This window comes from Rhodococcus sp. IEGM 1409 (genome assembly GCF_030056735.1).
Classification (GTDB): domain Bacteria; phylum Actinomycetota; class Actinomycetes; order Mycobacteriales; family Mycobacteriaceae; genus Rhodococcus_F.
On sequence record NZ_JASHKN010000006.1, the window covers coordinates 1 to 14,847 of the forward strand.

At 61.8% G+C, this 14,847-nt stretch carries 13 protein-coding genes; 2 read left to right on the forward strand and 11 right to left on the reverse strand.

All coding sequences use genetic code 11. From position 1 onward, the window contains the following. Positions 1–66 precede the first annotated feature (66 nt). Genes QM716_RS16785 through QM716_RS16830 form a run of 10 tightly spaced genes read right to left on the reverse strand, consistent with a single transcriptional unit; the run spans position 67 to position 10,619 of the window. Positions 67–1,989, reverse strand: a complete 1,923-nt coding sequence (locus QM716_RS16785) for an SEC-C domain-containing protein (RefSeq protein ID WP_283305160.1) — start codon at positions 1,987–1,989, stop codon at positions 67–69. A 35-nt stretch (positions 1,990–2,024) separates the two neighbouring features. Continuing rightward, a complete protein-coding gene (locus QM716_RS16790) occupies positions 2,025–3,920 on the reverse strand; it encodes an SEC-C metal-binding domain-containing protein (RefSeq protein ID WP_283305161.1) in 1,896 nt (631 codons plus the stop codon). Between the two features lie 18 nt (positions 3,921–3,938). Continuing rightward, a complete protein-coding gene (locus QM716_RS16795; protein WP_283305162.1) occupies positions 3,939–4,616 on the reverse strand; it encodes a GAP family protein in 678 nt (225 codons plus the stop codon). A gap of 43 nt (positions 4,617–4,659) precedes the next feature. Next, on the reverse strand, positions 4,660–6,213 hold the full coding sequence (locus QM716_RS16800) for an acetolactate synthase large subunit (RefSeq protein ID WP_283305163.1): 1,554 nt from the start codon (positions 6,211–6,213) through the stop codon (positions 4,660–4,662). 5 nt (positions 6,214–6,218) lie between these two features. Next, the gene (locus QM716_RS16805; RefSeq protein ID WP_283305164.1) at positions 6,219–6,959 is read right to left on the reverse strand and encodes an enoyl-CoA hydratase/isomerase family protein; all 741 of its coding nucleotides are present in this window, start codon (positions 6,957–6,959) and stop codon (positions 6,219–6,221) included. Positions 6,960–7,011: 52 nt separating this feature from the next. Beyond that, on the reverse strand, positions 7,012–8,586 hold the full coding sequence (locus QM716_RS16810) for a polyamine aminopropyltransferase (RefSeq protein WP_283305165.1): 1,575 nt from the start codon (positions 8,584–8,586) through the stop codon (positions 7,012–7,014). Further along, on the reverse strand, positions 8,586–9,089 hold the full coding sequence (locus QM716_RS16815; protein WP_502942067.1) for a DUF350 domain-containing protein: 504 nt from the start codon (positions 9,087–9,089) through the stop codon (positions 8,586–8,588). Before QM716_RS16815 ends, QM716_RS16810 begins: the two co-directional genes overlap by 1 nt. Further along, the gene (locus QM716_RS16820; RefSeq protein ID WP_502942068.1) at positions 9,086–9,502 is read right to left on the reverse strand and encodes a DUF4247 domain-containing protein; all 417 of its coding nucleotides are present in this window, start codon (positions 9,500–9,502) and stop codon (positions 9,086–9,088) included. Before QM716_RS16820 ends, QM716_RS16815 begins: the two co-directional genes overlap by 4 nt. Further along, on the reverse strand, positions 9,490–9,990 hold the full coding sequence (locus QM716_RS16825) for a DUF2617 family protein (protein ID WP_283305167.1): 501 nt from the start codon (positions 9,988–9,990) through the stop codon (positions 9,490–9,492). The genes QM716_RS16820 and QM716_RS16825 overlap by 13 nt, the downstream gene beginning before the upstream one ends. Continuing rightward, the gene (locus QM716_RS16830) at positions 9,987–10,619 is read right to left on the reverse strand and encodes a DUF4178 domain-containing protein (protein WP_283305168.1); all 633 of its coding nucleotides are present in this window, start codon (positions 10,617–10,619) and stop codon (positions 9,987–9,989) included. The genes QM716_RS16825 and QM716_RS16830 overlap by 4 nt, the downstream gene beginning before the upstream one ends. 183 nt (positions 10,620–10,802) lie before the next feature. Between QM716_RS16830 and QM716_RS16835 the strand changes: the two genes are divergently transcribed. After that, positions 10,803–12,116: a YhgE/Pip domain-containing protein gene (locus tag QM716_RS16835; RefSeq protein WP_283305169.1), complete on the forward strand. Its 1,314-nt coding sequence runs from the start codon at positions 10,803–10,805 to the stop codon at positions 12,114–12,116. 99 nt (positions 12,117–12,215) lie between these two features. Beyond that, positions 12,216–13,592 carry an NAD-dependent succinate-semialdehyde dehydrogenase gene (locus QM716_RS16840; protein ID WP_283305170.1) on the forward strand — a complete coding sequence of 459 codons (1,377 nt, stop codon included), beginning with the start codon at positions 12,216–12,218 and terminating at the stop codon, positions 13,590–13,592. A gap of 394 nt (positions 13,593–13,986) precedes the next feature. Here the strand turns inward: QM716_RS16840 and QM716_RS16845 are convergent, their stop codons facing one another. Next, a complete protein-coding gene (locus QM716_RS16845) occupies positions 13,987–14,820 on the reverse strand; it encodes an alpha/beta fold hydrolase (protein ID WP_283305171.1) in 834 nt (277 codons plus the stop codon). Positions 14,821–14,847 lie beyond the last annotated feature (27 nt).

A 14,847-nucleotide genomic window follows, 5' to 3' on the forward strand; every position in this document is an offset into this window, starting at 1 on the left:
ACCGTCCAGAAGGTCATGACACATGAAAGTGTCCACGATGTCCTGACACTTCACAGGTAGTTCGCGCTACCGGAAAGGCGCACCGGCAAGGCCGCGGCTGAGGAACTCCACCAGCTGACCCGGCTCAGTGTCGTCCGACTCGATCAGTTGGATCAGCTCTTTCTTGTCTTCTACCGCAAGCGGTTCGATGCCACCGAAGGTGCGCATCGTGGACCCTGCCGGAAGAACACGCGCACACACGAGTGTGCCTGGCTCGAGGTTCAGCGAGCCCCACTCGTCTGTGACCTTCACCAGATGCCCGTTGCGCACGTCGCTGAGGGTCACCGACTGTCCCGGCTCCGTCGAGGCAACCTTGTACACCGAGCGCGCAATCTTCAACCACTCGTCGGCCAGTTCCCGCTCGTCGGAGGGCAGCAGTTCTCCGCGGCGCTCGACAAAAGCCTCGAAAATACCTGCGTCGAACAAGGCAGCATCGACGGCCAAACCGCCTTCGACGGCCAGCGTCAGTGCTTCTTCGCTGTTGAACTGCTCGGCACGAATGAGCGCAAGATCGAATACGGCGTCGAAGTACTCCGGCGTGCGCGAGAACAACTGAGCCTTGACGTAGAGCCAGCTGGCCCGATCGTCGAAAGACACCTCGGACTTACCGAGATGGCAAACCTTGAACTTTCGACCGGAACCGCACCAGCACTTGTCATTTCGACCGAGTTCGGGGTGCTCGGCCGGTGCGTAACGCTGGAGAACTTCGTGCAGAACTTCGGACTCGCCACCCTCGATCCGGCCCAGCAAAGCCAGAGCCCGCGTCACGTCGCTTCGATCGGCCGCCAGTAGCGCCAGATCGAAGATCGCGGGAGTCCAGTCGGGATCAAGATCGTGTGCTGATTCGTACGACGCCTCAGCGGCAAGGATCTTGCCGAGACGGTCCGCAGCTTTGCCTGCCAGCCAATGCGCTGCCGGCTTGACTCGACGCGGCCCCTTCTCCGCGAGAGCAGTTGCAACAGAGTGCAATGCGGAATCATGATCATCGAGTTCGGACAACAGTTCCAATGCTGCCGCAGCCGCAGGCGGCTCGGCGATGCCGGCGAAGGTCTGCGGGTACTCCTTGACCTGCTTGCGCGCCCAATCCGAGACATCCTCGGCGCCTTCGGCTTTCGCGGCCATGACCACATCGACGAAGGCGATCACCGACGCGGCTTCTTCGGGGTGCAGGTTCTCTCGAATCTCGAGCATCCGAGCGCGATTCGCCAGGTGGTATGCCTCGAAATCGAAACCGTCCACCGCAACGTAATCACCGTCGCGGACGTAACCTGCCGCCTCGAGCATCTCGCCCAGCGGGGCGGTCGGCTGACGGAACAGCGACGGCTCGTCGAGCATCAACTGCCAGACAATGGCGTCGAGGGTGTCAGCACCGATGTCGGCAAGGACCGTCGCCAGGTTCTCGCCGAATCCGGGTGCGGGATCCAGTACCTCGGGGATGGTGCAGAGCGTCAACTCACGGTCAGCGACGAACAATCCGATCAAGTCACCTGCCGAGCACTCGGCAAGGGTGTCGGTGTCGAGCAGGAAACCTTCGTCGTGAGGGAACTCGGGGTCTTCGATCCCACGATCGGCCAACAGATCGTCGTCGATCCCGCGATGCACGACGCTGATGCCGTGGATCTCGTCGTCGTCACGATCGAGGAAAACCCGCAGCATCATCAGATCCGGGTTGGCGTCGAGAACGCCGGACTTGATCTCCGCCTCGGTGAGGCGATGGGTCAACACTCGATGCTCGAACAGCGTGTCGAGTGCGGCGTACCGCTCCTCACTCAAGTATCCGAGCAGTGGGTCCTCGACGTACTCGACAAATTCGGCCATGTCCTCGGCCGTGCCGTGCCCGGCGTCAGCCAACAGGGTGCCCCAGTCCGCCGCTGTCTGCGGGCCGTGCTCACGCAACAACTCCATCGCGGCTTCGGCGATCAAGTCATTGGCATCCATCGGTTCGTTCACCTATCCAACTTTAACGGGGTCGACTCGATACATCGTCACCGGTCATCGGTCGAGTGATCGGCGCCTCCACGCGACTCGCGCACCAGTTCGTCGGCGTCGAGATCGTCGGAAGCAAGAACCTCGAGAACCCTCGCGGCCTGCGATTCCGAAGCCATGGCAATTACGCCCACCGCAAGCGCTCCGGTGGGGGCCGGCAGGACCCGAGCACTGATCACATCACCGGGCTTGCCTTCGACCGAGTGAGCAACCGTGACGGTCTCCTTGGACCCACGATCGAGCAGCACGACGCCGGTGTCGGAAGTTTCGACCACCTCGTACACCGACCTCCTGGTTCCGAGCCACTGCGCGGCTGTCACTACTTCCGTCTCCGGAAGTAGTTCGCTGCGTCTCGCCACGAAGTCGGCAAAGATCCCACCCTCGAACAGAGCCACATCCAGTGCCGAGCCGTCGAAAATCGTGGCGGCGATCAGTTCGTCCTCGGAGAGATTTTCGTTTTCGAGATCGTCGAGCCCGGTCACGGTGTCGACGAACTCGGAGGCAAAGGCAAACAGACATGCCTTCTTGTACAACCACCGACCGTCCGCCTTCACGGACTCATCAGCCTTTCCGAGATGGCAAACCTTGTACTTGCGGCCGGAACCGCACCAACACTTGTCGTTTCGCCCGAGTTCCGGGTGATCGACTGGGACGAAGTCCTGCAGTAGGGCGTAGAGATTCTCTTCACTTCCGCCGTCGATCCGCCCGAGCAGTGACAGTGCCCGGATCGCGTCCCCGCGGTCCGACGCGAACTGAGCCAATTCGAACAAGGCAGGACCCCAACCAGATTCGGCAAGTAGCGCCTTCTCGTAGTGCGCTTCCGCATCGAGGACGCGTCCCAGGCGATCGACGGCCTTACCGGCCAGCCAATGAGCCGCCGCCCGCACCGACCGTGGCCCTCGCTCGGCCAGTTCGGCCGCAAGCGCTTCGAGAATCGCATCGGTCACCGGATCCTGATTCCGAAATCCGAGATCGAACACTGCTACCGCTGCACCCGGATCCGCGAGTGAGACAAAAGAATCCGGAGCAGCGCTCACATGACGGTGGGCCCAGTCCGCGATATCGAAATCGGCGATGACGGCGTCGGTGTATCCGCGATCCGCCAGATCGACAAACGCGACGGCTGAGACCGCCTCGTCGTGGGTCAGGTCGTAGGTGCTCGCGACCAAGGCTGTCCGAATCTGCAGATCGTAAGCGTCGAAGTCGAATCCACGGTGAGCCAGTAATTCTCGCTCGTGTTCGTAGCCTACCGCCTCGAAGAGCTCGCCCAGTGGCGCAATGGGAATCGTGAAAAGCGACGGGTTATCGAGCAGGAGTTGCCAGCACACGGAATCCAGGGCCTCGACTCCGTCTTCCTCGAAAAGCCCGTCGAGGGCGGGAGCAAGATCGGGCTCGTCCTCGATCTCCATCAGGCGAAAAGCAAGTCTTCCGTCTTCGACAGCAAGACCGACGAGATCACCCTCGGCACACTCGCCCAGGGTTCCGGCCGGGAGAACCACGACTCGTCGACTCCGGAAGGGAGTTGCTCCGCGTTCCAGCACTGCTTCTTCCGCCGCGACCACTCGGATCGCCTCGTCCTCGCCGACGCCGAATGCCAAGATCGGTTCCAGGTCGGGGCTCGCGTCGAGGACGTCGGATGCAATCTCGAGCTCACTGAGCCGGTGAGTGAACACGAGCCCTTCGAGGACCGTGTCGAGGGCGACGTACTTTCCGTTCGGCAGGTACCCGAGCATCGGTTCGGACAGATACTCGAGCACATCGGCCAACTCGGTCGCAGTTCCGTACTCCTCGAGTTGGGTCGCCCACTCGTCGAGACTCAGCGGGCCTTGCTCACGCAGAACAGCCAAAGCAGCGGAGGCAATGGAACCAGCAGCGTCGTCGTCGAAATCAGTCACCCGCCAATGGTAGGCGACTTATGGCAGTCCATTGAGCCCCTCGCCCAGCACGGTAGCACCGAGGATCGCCAGGATGACCGCCATCATCACTGCGTTGTTCGCGGTCATCCATGCCTTCGCTGATGCGAGGATCTCGTCGGCTCGCTTGCCGGAGAACACCTTCACCAGGATCGGCGACGCGATGCCGACGCTGGCGATCACCGTGAAGATGACCGCCGCAGCAATCTGGTGAGCAACGACATTCGTGGCGACCGCGATAGTTGCCGCACCGGATACCGCCAGCGCAGCATTCTTGGGATTGACGGCAGCGGACAAGAACGCCAACCCGAACGCCTTCCGCGGGGTCAACCCGTCGATGCTCTTCATCCACTTCGGAACTGCCGGCTCACTCCCGCTTCGCGGACGCGCTCGCCACTGTCGGAGCGCCAAACCGAACAGCACGAGGCCCAACACGATTCGCACGACGCTCGACCACACCGAGGTCTGCGATGACTCCGACTCCGCAAACGAGTAGTCCGCGATCACGATAGTCACCGCGACAACTGCAGATATTCCGAGCACCCACCCGAGTAAAAAGGACGCCGCCCCGCGATTCGCTCCGGCGCTGACCATCACGAGCACGATCACCGCCATGGGCATCGAGACAAAAAGCAGACCGAGGGCAAGCGGGAGTGACAGACCGATCGCGGCTAGCACCAAAAACCTCCAGTTGAATGCACGATCGTTGACCGACGCGAAATCATGACGGGGGTGGCAGCATGACCTCGATGAGATGCGGACCTGGTTCCGCCAACGCTGCGGCAAACTGCTCCGCCAACTCCTCCGCCGTGCTCGCCCGTGACGCCGGCACACCCAACCCCTCGGAGATCTTCACGTAGTCCATATTCGGAGACGACAGATCCAACATCGACTGTGCGACGACGCCGGCGCCTTCTGCACCGACTCGTTGCAGTTCGCCACGCAGGATGGCGTAAGCGCGATTGTTGAGCAGAATCGTCGTGACGTTCAACTGCTCTCGCGCCTGCGTCCACAACGCCGTGATGGTGTACATAGCGCTTCCGTCGGCTTGGAGATTGATCACCGGTCGCTCCGGCGCGGCAACCGCGGCGCCCGTCGCCACCGGGATGCCCTGGCCGATGGCACCTCCGGTGAGGGTAAGCACGTCGTGGCGCGGCGCTCCGGCAAGGGCGATCGGAATCGCCCAACCGGAAGTGGCAGCCTCGCCGGAGATGATGGCGTCGCCTGGCAGCAGGGCACCGATCACGTCGGCCCAATTTCGAACGTTCAGAGGCCCACTCGGCAGCGCTGGCCGATTCGCTTCCTGCAAAACAGGTTCGACTCCCGGTGCCACGAGTTCTGCCACCGCTTCCAGAGCACCGGCAACATCGTCGCCGACGCTCGCCAGCGTTGTCACCGCGGCGCCCTCCGGTGCCAGATCGCTCGGTTTTCCGGGATATGCAAAGAACGAGACCGGCGAAACCGCGCCGGCCAGAACCAGCTGAGTTGTTCCGCGAAGTTGTTCGGTGGCGTGCTCGGCGAAGTACCCCAATCGCTCGAATGACGGTAGCCCCGCGCCCCGTTGAAGCCTGGCCGGAAAGGTCTCGACCAGAATCTGCGCACCGGTCGCGACGGCGATACGGGAAGCGGCGCGCAGTCCGGCTTCGGAACACGCTGCGCCGCCCAGCAGTAGAGTCGCGCGGCCCTCGGCATTGAGCGCGCCTACCACCGAGTCGATCTGTGCTGCAGAAACTTCCGCCAGCGGCGGTACGTCCCGAGGCTCCGCAAGCACTCCGCCTTCGCCCCACGAGACGTCGGCAGGTAGGACCAGTGTCGCGATTCTTCCGGGCGAATCCATTGACGCGGCAACGGCGTCCGCCGCATCGCTACCGACGGTCGCGGTGGATTCGGAACGTCGACTCCACCCCTCCAGCCACTCGGTCAGCGCATCGATGTTCGATTCGAGAGGAGCGTCGAAACCGTGGTGACAGGTCGCGTGGTCCCCGACGATGTTCACGATCGGTGTGTGGGCGCGGCGCGCGTTGTGAAGGTTCGCCAGTCCGTTCGCCATTCCGGGGCCGAGATGGAGCAGCGTCGCGGCAGGCTTTCCGGCGATCCGTGCGTAGCCGTCCGCGGCACCGGTCACAGCGCCCTCGAACAGGCCGAGTACGGCTCGCATCTGGGGAACGGAATCGAGTGCGGCAACAAAATGCATCTCGGACGTTCCGGGATTGCCGAAGCACACCTCGACACCCGAGTCGACCAGACTCTGGATAAGTGACTGTGCACCATTCATTTCGGTCACCTCTTCTTCATGAAAGCCGCGAATGCTTCTTGCGCTTCATCGGATCGTCGCCGTCTCGCGAAATGATCCGTCTCCACGTCGATGGTTTCCAGCAGGGCGTCAAGATGCGGCCGACGGAGCAGCATCTTCGTGAGCGCTACCGATTCAGCCGGGGAGTCTGCAATGCGTACTGCACGGTCCAGCGCCACGTCGAGTGCGGTGCCAGCCTCCACGACGCGATTGATCAGACCGGCTTCTGCAGCCTCGTCGGCGTCGAACATATCTCCGAGCATCAGCAGTTCTGTTGCGCGTTTGAGACCCGCGATCTGCGGCAACAAATAGCTCGATCCGCCCTCAGGTGAGAGCCCCAGCGGAACGAACGGCAAGCGGAACCGTGTACCTCGTCCGGCAAACGCCAGGTCGCAGTGCAACAACATCGTGGTGCCGATCCCGACTGCAAACCCTTCGACCGCTGCGACAATCGGTTTGCGCGCGGTGACAAGTGCGATCAACAGATCCTTGGCCTCACCGCCGTCTTTCCCGGCCGTGTCCTGGAAACTTCCGATGTCGTTACCACTGGTGAAGACACCGCCGGCACCCGTCAGCACCGAAACCCGCACTGCATCGTCGCCGTCCGAATCCCGGATCGCCTCCGTGAGTTCGCGGTACGTCTTGGGGTCGAGAGCGTTGCGCCTCTCCTGGCGATCCATCGTAAGCAACCGGACTCCCGGTGCGCGCTCCTCGATCCGAACAGTCATCCGTACCTCCGTCGTAGCCGAGAGTCTCGATTCAAGCTACTCGGTCCGGAGTTCAGCGTTCGTAGCCCTTGCGCATATCGTCGACAATGCGTGGCCGGTCGAGGGTCGAAGGCTCCAACTCCCGCCTCGGGCGATCGCGCGGAAACACCGACGCCGACGCCAGCGTCGGCTCGTCGAGGAACCGTAGTTCCGGCACATCAGCGGGCAGACGAAGCTCGGGCGGGGTGGATCCTGCTTGCGCGAGTACATATCCCCAATCACCGAAGCTCGGCACGAAGACGTGGTAGGGCGAGACACTCAGTCCGACAGCCGATACCGTCGACACCGTCCTCCAGTACGCGTCCGGTGTCGAGTACGGACTGCCGGACTGGACGACCATCAACCCGCCCGGATTCATCGCGGCAGCGGCAAGTCCGTAGAACTCCATGGAATACAACCGACCCAGTGCTGGGGTGTCAGGATCCGGGAGGTCGACGATGACCGCGTCGAAACCCGGTTCCGGGCTTTCTCGCAACCACCGGAACGCGTCGTCGATAACGACGTCCACCCGCGGATCCTCGAGTGCTCCCGCGTTCAGATCGCGAAGACGGGTGTTGGCCAACTCGATCACGGCCGGATCGAGTTCGACCTGCACGATCTGCTCGACGCTGTTCATCCGCAGCACTTCCCGTGCAGCGAGGCCGTCACCGCCGCCCAGAATCAGCACCCGCCGCGGATCCTTCACCAGTGCCGGATACACCAGCGACTCGGTATACCGATGCTCGTCGACACTGGAGAACTGCAGATCTCCGTCGAGGAACAAGCGCACGTCGTTGCCTCGCTCGGTGACGACGATTTCCTGGTACACCGACCGATCGGCGGCCACCACCGGATCGGTGTACAGCCGCTGCCTCGACGTGGTCTCGATGTCCGATGCCGCGATCAGCAGCCATCCGATCAAGCTCGCCGCCAACAGCATTGCGACGACGGCGATCAATCGTGCGCGCAGGCTGAGCTGCCACCGAAGAAGGATCAGCGCCACAACCGCCGCGGCCACGAGATTGATCATGCCGGTGAGTGCGGCGCCGCGAATCATGCCCGCCCACGGCAACAGTACGAACGGCCACAGCAGACCACCGATCAACGCGCCGAGGTAGTCGGCGGCATTGAGGTTGGCCAGCACTTTTCCGGTGCTCTGTGCGTCGTTGTCGCTCCGACCAGATTGCAGGAGCGTCATCAGCAGAGGCACTTCAGCACCGACGAGGATGCCGATCAGCGCCGTTGCTGCCACCAGAACTGCTGCGCTGGAGCCGAAGAACGTGAAGGTCACGTACAGCGTGACGGCACTGAATCCACCGATCAGGCCGAGCAGTATCTCGACCGTCACAAACGAAACGGCAGCGTGCCCCAGCAGAGGTTTGGCGGCCAGCGCTCCGATACCCAGAGCCGCAACAAATCCCGCGACGATCAACGACGTCTGGGTGATGCCGCCGCCGGTCAGACTGACGCTGAGTGTCAACAGCGCCAGCTCGTAGATCAGGCCGCACGCCGCGCACGCGGCAACAGCGGCAAGAAGAAGCACACGTGCACGTGAGCCGAGCATCGTCGAACGCTCGGCAACCTTCACATCGGGATCAGCGGCAACCATCAGGTGAGCGCTGCGGCGTTCACCAAACCGATGGACAGCAAGCTCACACCCACAGCCCACGCGGCGCCACACATCTTCGGATCTTGCACCAGCGCAACCAGCTTGCCGGGAAGGAATGCGTTCATCAAACGCAGCGCGATCGCTTGCAACACGATCGCGAACAGTCCGTACACCGCAGAGTCAGCGAGCCCCTGAGCAAAACCGTCCGAACTGGTCAGGATTGCCGTCACCACGATGATCGCCAGCGCAAGATGGTTGGAAGCCAACAGAATCGCAGCGTTCGGGTTCTTGTCGACGTAAACCTGATGGCGGAGATTTCCGGGTGTCACGAGGTCGAGAACCAGGAAACCCGTGGCCAGGACCGCTACGCCGACGACGAAATAGGCGAGAGTGCCGAGAACGCCACCGACGAGCAGTGCCGGATCCACCGTTCCGATCTCGACGGAAGTGGATGCAAAGATGTTATTCACGCGAATCTCCCTGTCATTGAGCACTACCGTCATTTAGCACTACCCGAGCCGCCACTGCCGCTGCTTCCGCCCGCCGGGGATCCCGGGTTGAAACCCGGTCCCAGGTACGCGTATCCGCCGCTGCGATACGTGCCGTCGATGTCCTCCACTTTGATGGTGCTGCCACCGCCCGAAGCTGAACTGACAGTGACGATGTCGTCGTCGTAGCGCAGGTATTCGTTGCCGCCGTCAGCACTTCGCGCCGCCGGTTCGTCAGCGTCGACGATTCGCGACACCGTCGTCCCTACTGGATCTTTCGACGAGTACAAAACGACGTCACCGTTCTGAGACGACTTGGAATAGTTGTCCGCGATGAAGTCCTTGGCGCCACCACCGCACGCGGACAACACAATTGCGGCCGCCACCATCACCGGCGCCAACCACGTCCGCCCCCTCACGGCTGCCACCTGCTGCGTGTCTTCACGATCACTCCTGTCCCCTCCCCCGGGTACAAATGCCAACTCTGCCAACTCCATCCCTGTCGGTCTCGCACGCCGCACAAAGCGGTCAATGCCGTGTCGTCGCCGGGAAACGATCCGCAGATCCAACCGTCCTGACCGGCGGATTCTCTCAACGACGCAGCTTCCGAATCGAATTCGGATCGGTCCAGAACCGTTGAGGAAGACTCGAACCGGTAGTTGTCCGTGGACTCCGCTGCGGGCAACGGTTCACCGCCGGCTGCAAGAGCATCACACGAAACCTGTTCGGTCAGCTTCTTTCCCGACGCCCAGGCCGTCACCACGTGCGACGCCCCGAGTACCCCCAGCGTCAACGCCGCATCGGCAGTTTCGATCACCAACTCGGCGAGGGCCGGCGGCGCAGGAGCCCCCAGTACCAATCCCAGTGCAGCGGCATCCACGTCGGTCGGTTCCACGTCGAGTAGATACAGACTCATTCCGGTGGGCCCGAGTGGATGACGGTGAGTTCGCTGCGCGTCACCGCTCGTCCCGTGGAAACCTCCCACGACTGTCCGCGCGCCCACTTCTCGAACGCGATCAGGCCGGTCTTGTCGGCGGTTGCGTAGTCCGCGTATTCCATCGAACCGGCAGGGGCCGTACCCGTCGTACCTTCGGCAGTGAACTTCGCCGTTCCACTTTCGATCTTGCGGTGAACCTTGTCGTCGAGAATGACGTCGCCGTTCGGGACCAGGTTGGTTCCTTCTCGACGCATCCAGAGAGTCATCTCCAGTTCTCCCTCGTCGTCCTCGACCGTCAGCCAGCGGCGACCGGTCGACCCGTCGAGAAGATGCTCACGCCAGATGTACCCCTCTTCGTCGAGCGTGATGCTCCCTCGAACAACGTGGTCGATACCCGCGTACGTGATGATGTCGCCGACCCCGATCTTGTGGGGGTCGTACACCTCGGGATAGTCGGCGAGGGGGTCGACGCGGGCATTCGGCTTGCCCTGGCGTCCACGCAGGACCACAAACGCGACGGCAGCGATCACCACAAGTATCAGGACAACTATCAGCACGTTGGTCAACGGTTTCTCCGAAATCGTCTCGGCAGGGTTGCCGCGCGCCATACCCTACCGATCCGTTCTCAGCCTTTTCGGATCAGACTGCCGGCCCGTCGCCGGCCGGGCAGGTCCCGAGCACGACGGACAGGTCCCTAGCGCGCCGGGCAGATCGAAAGACCGCCCCGGCGCACCTTTGCGTTTACGCTCAGCCCGAGGAACTCCGCGCGAAAGAAAGCCGGTCGACTGACGATGAGCAAGAACACGGAGCCGTCTGCCCGCACCGTCATGCACACACCACGATTCTGGTTGACACCATTGATAGTGGTCACCCTCTTGATGTCTGCGCTGGCAGCGCTCTACATGGGTGGGATACTCGACCCCAAGAAACATCTGGACCAGTTTCCGATCGCCCTCGTCAACCAGGACGAAGGCGACACCCTCCCGGGTGGTGATCCCGCCGACCGCAAGAATTTCGGAAACGACATAGTCGCCGGCCTCGAAAGCGGGATCGACCACCAGAAGATCGACCTGCAGCAGATCGGTATCGCCGAAGCGCAATCACGGCTGAACTCCGGCACGCTGTACGGCGCGATCGCGATTCCCAGTGATTTCACGAAGAGGACGATCATCCTGGCGGAGGCGAGCGTCGTCGCCGGTGATGTAGAACAACCGATCATCACGATCTACACCAATCCCCGAGCCGGTTCCGTCTCCGCATCTCTGGTCCAATCGATCGGTACTACAGCCCTCGCGTCGCTCAACAAGAACATGGGCGAGCAGCTCACCACCCTTGTCACCGCGCAGTTGGAGGCGGGAGGCACCGGAACCCAGATCTCCGGAGCGAGCCGCCTGCTGCTCAAGAATCCGGTGAACGTACTCACCGTGGCCCACGATCCGCTTCCCGACGGCACCGGATTCGGTTTGGTTGCATTCTATTTCGCGCTGCTGTTGGTCCTTGCCGGGTTCACCGGAGCAACCGTCGTCAATTCTCTGGTGGACGGCATGCTCGGTTATGCGCCCACCGAATTCGGTCCGCTCTTCGTTCAGAACGATGTTGTGGGTATCAACAGGTTTCGGACGCTGCTCGTGAAATGGGCGTTCATGATCGTGCTGTCCGGCATCGTCTCCGCGTTGTTCCAGTGGATCAGTCGCGCCCTCGGTATGCCGGTCACTCATGGGCTTGCATTGTGGGAGTACGGGGCGTTGGTCATTACTGCGGTCGGCATCACGGCAATGTCGGTGATGGCCGCGTTCGGCTCGTTGGGCATGTTGATCAACCTGTTCGTCTTCGTCATTCTCGCGCTGCCCTCTTCCGGCGGCACCATCCCCCTCGAAGCCAGCCCCAGGCTGTATGCCTGGCTTGCCCAGTTCGAGCCGATGCACCAGATTTACATGGGCACACGGTCGATCCTGTTCTTCGGTGCGCGCGGTGAGGCCGGCCTGCTGCATGCCATCTGGATGACGTTGGTGGGTCTACTGATCGGTGTCGTACTCGGCATCGTGACCACCCGTTTCTACGACCGTAAAGGCTACGACCGTACTCATCGACCCAAAGTGGCGTGACATGGTACCCAACCGGTATGTGATCGAAACCTGTTGAGCCGATTCATTTCGATTGCGCATTTCGGGAATCTTCGAGCCCCCTCCGCACGTTGTACAACTATGGCTAATTACAAAACAGTCAATCCCGCGACAGGTGAAACCGTCAGGGAATTCGATACTTTGGATGACGCCGGAGTTGAAGCCGCACTTGCGAACACGCATCGCGGCTACTTGACCTGGCGCAACAGTGCGCCACAGCAACGTGCGGCAGTCCTGAGCAAGACCGCCGAACTGTACACAGAGCGCGCCGACGAATTGGCCCGAATGATCTCGTTGGAGATGGGTAAGCCGGTCCGCGAGGCCAAGGGCGAAGTACAGCTCTCGGCCGCGATCTATCAGTGGTACGCAGATCACGGTCCGGCGCTGCTCGAGGAAGAACGACTCGACGTTCCCGGGGCCGAGGAGTCGGTTGTGTACCGGCGACCGATCGGCGCTCTCATCGGCGTCATGCCGTGGAACTTCCCGTACTACCAAGTCGCCCGCTTCGCGGCACCGAATCTGATGCTCGGCAACACGATCATTCTCAAGCACGCATCGAACTGTCCACAGTCGGCGTTGTTGATGGAAGAGATTCTGCGACAAGCCGGATTGCCGGACGACGCCTATGTCAACGTCTTCGCGACCAACGAGCAGATCGCGGACATGATCGCCGATCCGCGCGTTCAAGGTGTGTCACTGACCGGCAGCGAACGCGCAGGCACCAGTGTCGCGGAAACTGCTGGACGCAATCTCAAGAAGGTAGTTCTCGAACTCGGCGGATCCGACGTGTTCATCGTCCTCGATTCCGACGACTTGGATGCCACCGTCAAGTCAGCAACCAAGGCGCGGCTGTCCAATGCCGGCCAGGCTTGCAATGCGGCCAAGCGTTTCATCGTCACCGAAGATTTCTACGAAGACTTCACCCGCAAGTTGGCGACCTCCTTCGAATCCGTCACTGCCGGTGACCCGTTGGACGAATCCACAGTCTTGGGTCCGCTCTCTTCACAGAGCGCGGCAGACACTCTGATCGAGCAGATCGACGACGCTGTGTCCAAGGGCGCAACGCTACTGACCGGTGGAAAGAAGATCGACGGCCCTGGCGCCTACGTTCAACCGACGTTGCTCGCAGACGTGACCCCGGACATGCGGGCCTACAGCGAAGAACTGTTCGGACCTGCCGGCGTCGTCTACAAGGTCAAGTCGGCCACCGAGGCTGTGGAACTTGCCAATTCGTCGGTCTACGGACTGAGCGGATCCGTCTGGAGCAGCGATCTTGATTCCGCGCGGTCGGTCGCTGCCGATCTCGACGTGGGGATGGCTTTTGTCAACGAGCACGGTACGACGTTGCCCGGTCTGCCCTTCGGCGGAGTCAAGCGCTCCGGAGTTGGCCGTGAGCTCGGCCCGTGGGGAATGGACGAGTTCGTCAACAAGAAGCTGATCCGCGTCTCCAAGAAGTAGCTCGACAGAGAAGTAGCTCGACACAAAGAAAGGCCCTGACCTTGATGGAGGTCAGGGCCTTCCTGTTGCAATGCCCACCCAGATAAAACCGACCTACTGGTATGGCACTTTCACGAATTGCTCGTACCACCACGCTTGCCGCCACTCTCTGCGCGAGCGCTGCTATCTGTTCCGCGACGTCAGCGTCCGCGGAGGTCGTCGACGTCACGATCGTTCCCTATTTCACCTTGCCGGCGGTTCTCGGCCATGCTGTCGCGCCGTGGACTCCGACTGCACCCGGTGAGCACTCTCTGATGGCCTACCAGACATCCGCTGGCGGGCCGGTCGCAACGGTCAACGTCAATCCGGCCACCCCGATCGGCCCGGGGGCATCGTCGCGCCCTGAACACGCCCGTCAACTCTCCAAGAAATCGACGAGCACCCGGTTCAGTTCATCGGCGGGAACCATCGGAATGCTGTGGTGTGAAGCATCTTCCAACACCTCGACGCGTGCTACGGGAACACGCTCACGTACTACCTTCGCCACTGTTGCCGCATCATGCACCCGCCCGCCCCGCGCGAAGACCACCAACAACTCGACATCAAGAGCGCTCAAGTCCTGCTCCGAAGGACGTCGAGGCACTACCAGATTGGGTCGGGGCAGATCCGAAGTGCCCAATTCCGCAAGTGAGAGCCAGTCGGAGTCGATGCTCAACTCGCCTGTCTCCCACTCCAACAGTCGCCGTCGGCGTGCTCGCGACGGCTTGAGCAACAGAGGAAGCGCACGCAGAAGGTAGCCGGCCTTCATGCCGGAGAAACTCGAATTGGGATCGAGCAGAACAAGTTTCCCGACACGATTCGGTCGATGCAGCGCAAAGGCCAACGCAATCATCGCGCCGTAGGAATGTCCGATCACATCGACGGTGTCGGCGCCGGTGTATTCGATAATCGAGTCCATCCACTCGATCAGATCGTCGACGGACTTCATCCGATCACCATTCGGAATGCTGAGTCCGGCATCGCCCAGGGTGTCGACGGCAAAAACACGCCGGGATTTCGACAGCGCCGCAACGTTGTCGAACCACACCGTCGAGGTGGCGCCTCCCCCGGACAGAAGGATCAATGGCTCCCCGTCTTCGGGTCCACAGACGTTCACATGTGTGCTGCCGAACCGACCTGCGAGATCGACACCCAGCGGTTTCTGCGGCCATTTCGTCAACACGGCGTCGTATGCCCGATTGAAGTCCATTCCCCACCCCCATTTTCTCTCGACTAT

What these genes read in the sequence shown, in the direction of transcription:
- QM716_RS16810 (WP_283305165.1), bottom strand. Translation starts at nt 8,586, where the DNA reads ATGGTTGCCGCTGATCCCGATGTGAAGGTTGCCGAGCGTTCGACGATG.
- QM716_RS16840 (WP_283305170.1), top strand. Translation starts at nt 12,216, where the DNA reads ATGGCTAATTACAAAACAGTCAATCCCGCGACAGGTGAAACCGTCAGG.
- QM716_RS16845 (WP_283305171.1), bottom strand. Translation starts at nt 14,820, where the DNA reads ATGGACTTCAATCGGGCATACGACGCCGTGTTGACGAAATGGCCGCAG.
- QM716_RS16835 (WP_283305169.1), top strand. Translation starts at nt 10,803, where the DNA reads ATGAGCAAGAACACGGAGCCGTCTGCCCGCACCGTCATGCACACACCA.
- QM716_RS16805 (WP_283305164.1), bottom strand. Translation starts at nt 6,959, where the DNA reads ATGACTGTTCGGATCGAGGAGCGCGCACCGGGAGTCCGGTTGCTTACG.
- QM716_RS16800 (WP_283305163.1), bottom strand. Translation starts at nt 6,213, where the DNA reads ATGAATGGTGCACAGTCACTTATCCAGAGTCTGGTCGACTCGGGTGTC.
- QM716_RS16830 (WP_283305168.1), bottom strand. Translation starts at nt 10,619, where the DNA reads ATGGCGCGCGGCAACCCTGCCGAGACGATTTCGGAGAAACCGTTGACC.
- QM716_RS16815 (WP_502942067.1), bottom strand. Translation starts at nt 9,089, where the DNA reads ATGACGGTAGTGCTCAATGACAGGGAGATTCGCGTGAATAACATCTTT.
- QM716_RS16825 (WP_283305167.1), bottom strand. Translation starts at nt 9,990, where the DNA reads ATGAGTCTGTATCTACTCGACGTGGAACCGACCGACGTGGATGCCGCT.